This is a genomic window from Paraburkholderia madseniana (genome assembly GCF_009690905.1).
Classification (GTDB): domain Bacteria; phylum Pseudomonadota; class Gammaproteobacteria; order Burkholderiales; family Burkholderiaceae; genus Paraburkholderia; species Paraburkholderia madseniana.
Map to the genome: position 1 here is coordinate 1 of NZ_VOSW01000238.1, position 2,585 is coordinate 2,585.

2 protein-coding genes are annotated in these 2,585 nt (G+C 57.5%); one reads left to right on the forward strand and one right to left on the reverse strand.

The features are described from left to right. Positions 1–669: 669 nt before the first annotated feature. The gene (locus tag FSO04_RS45460; protein ID WP_154567961.1) at positions 670–2,358 is read left to right on the forward strand and encodes a long-chain-fatty-acid--CoA ligase; all 1,689 of its coding nucleotides are present in this window, start codon (positions 670–672) and stop codon (positions 2,356–2,358) included. On the opposite strand, the gene FSO04_RS47310 is transcribed toward FSO04_RS45460, so the two are convergent. Continuing rightward, on the reverse strand, positions 2,344–2,585 hold a 242-nt coding region (locus FSO04_RS47310), incomplete at its 5' end, for a hypothetical protein (RefSeq protein ID WP_206753092.1). The two genes, FSO04_RS45460 and FSO04_RS47310, sit on opposite strands and share 15 nt — an antisense overlap.

A 2,585-nucleotide genomic window follows, 5' to 3' on the forward strand; every position in this document is an offset into this window, starting at 1 on the left:
GCTTCGGGGAGGAGAAAGCTTTGTGTACGATTGTCACCTTGAACGAACCGCTTCATCTTGCTCATCCTCCGCTATCGGATGAACAATTCTAGCGTTTCAAAAAGGCGTTTTGACACACTCTGGGCCAGCTTCGGCCGTTCGCGCGCGCCCTCAGCTGGACATTCGAACGTCAGCTTCGCATTAGATATGCGGACTCGACTACCTCCTTTTTTGTTCTGAGCTGATCAGCACGCACGCCTGAACTTTCATTCGTCTGATGACAGCATTGCTGATCGTCGTTTCCTCCTGATACTGCTACCTTCTGGAAGTCCCGCCACAGCTGCGGCATGCGTGCAATGCACGGTCGATCCGGAGCAGAGGGCACGTCTCCACACAGCTACTGCATCGTAAAGGCACCCATTAAACAGCTACGGAAAGCCCCGGGCGTCGCTGTAGCGCTGCTCCGTGCGATACCTCCTCCCACACTGAAGGCGCTCGCAAGACAGCCGTCGACATTGTGCCGCATGGTCACTGGCGTACTAAGCTTAAGACGGACTCGAACGCACAAATGAAGCTCTATAACGCCTTTGGCATTCCCAGTCGCACATAACGAATGCCACGGCAAAGGTGCCGACTCAACGGCATCAACCATTGAAGGCAACAGGAGCGCCCCTTTTAAAGGAGGGAAACTTGAACTATTCGCCATACTGGCCCGACAGCCTTGCGCATCACCTGCCATTGCCGCAGCCTTCACTGTACGAAAACCTCGAAACCTCTGCCGGCCGATATCCCAGAAAGACGGCGCTTCACTACTACGGCGGGGCGTTGAGTTACGCGCAATTGCGGCAAGAAGTAGAGGCGCTGGCAGGCTTTCTGCAGCGTCAATGCGGCATCGCGCGTGGCGATCGCGTCGCGCTGTATATGCAGAACAGCCCGCAATATGTCATCGGCTACTACGCAATCTTGCGAGCCAATGCAGTGGTGGTGCCCGTGAATCCGATGAACAATACCGCCGAACTTCGGCACATCATTGAGGACTGCGGTGCCAAGGTCGCTCTGCTGGGTGATGAGCTCTACGAGAATGCCCGGCCCCTTCTCGGCGACGCGATCAGCCATGTGATCGTGGCGCGCTATGCCGACTATCTTTCTGACAGCACCAACCTGCCGCTGCCGGCTGTGCTGACTGAGGCCGTCCCCGAACTCGATGTCCACCCCGAGTTCTCCGTAGCTATCGCGCCGAGAGCCGTGCGCTGGCGTGCCGCACTTGCGGCCGCTCAGCAGCCGTCGCCGTACGTCGCATCGCCCGAGGACCTCGCGGTAATCCCCTACACGTCGGGCACCACTGCTGCCCCGAAAGGATGCATGCATACGCATCGAAGCGCAAATCATGTAGTCGCCGGGTCTGCGCAATGGTGTGGTCTGTCGCAGGACTCAGTCATCTTATGCTCGATGCCGATGTTTCATGTCAGCGGGATGCAACACACCATGAATTTGGCGCTCTTCCTCGGGGCGGCCATGGTCGTGATGACACGTTGGGACAGTCACTGTGCCGCGCAATTGATTGAGCGCTACCGCATAAGTTATTGGAGCGCCATTTCGACGATGATGATTGACTTCATGAGCGTGCCCGATCTCGACCGTTTCGACCTAAGCTCCATCGAGATCGTGGGTGGCGGTGGCGCCGCAATGCCGAGGGCACTGGCGCAGCGCATGGCAGCACGTTTGGCCGTTCCCTATGTGGAGGGCTATGGGTTGTCCGAGACAATTGGTGCAACCCATCTCAACCCTCCGCAGCGCTGCAAGCAGCAGTGTTTGGGCATACCGATTCAGGACACGGAATCGATTGTGGTCGATCCCACAACGTTCGAGGTCCTCGATCCGGGTGTAACGGGTGAAATTCTTGTCGGCGGACCGCAGGTGTTCACGGGCTATTGGGGACGTCCTGAGGCCACGCGCGACGCCTTCGTCGAGGTTGCCGGGATACGTTATCTGCGCACTGGTGACCTCGGCTATATCGACGAGGACGGATATTTTTTTTTCGTCGACCGGCTAAAGCGAATGATTAATGTGTCCGGTTATAAGGTATGGCCTGCGGAAGTCGAGACTTTGCTGTTTGGACACCCTGCGATTCAGGACGCATGTGTCGTTGCAGCACGCGATGCGCGCAAGGGTGAGATCGTGAAGGCATTCGTGGTTCTACGCGCCGGCGCCGATGTATCAGCAAAGCAGATCATTGAATGGGCACACGAGCATATGGCGTCGTACAAGGTGCCCCAGATCGTCGAATTCGTTCTGGGGCTGCCCCGAACGGGCAGCGGAAAGGTTCAATGGCGGCTGCTGCAGGATCGGGAAAATTCGTCCCCCTTACTCGCCAGCTAACGTGACCAGGCGGAGGGCCGTTGTACCTTGAAAGCTGCCGTTTATGTTGCGGCGTGTCGAACGGCCGAACCGGGTCGATACAAGGCCGAGCGCGCAGCAAACCGCTACCCATGTGCGTGAATGCATGTAAAGCGGCGGTACGTCGGGATCCTGGAGAGGGTCTTCCGTTAGGTGATTGATACTGGAGCAGCCAATGAACGCAATCAGAACACTCAAGCTCGCTGGTG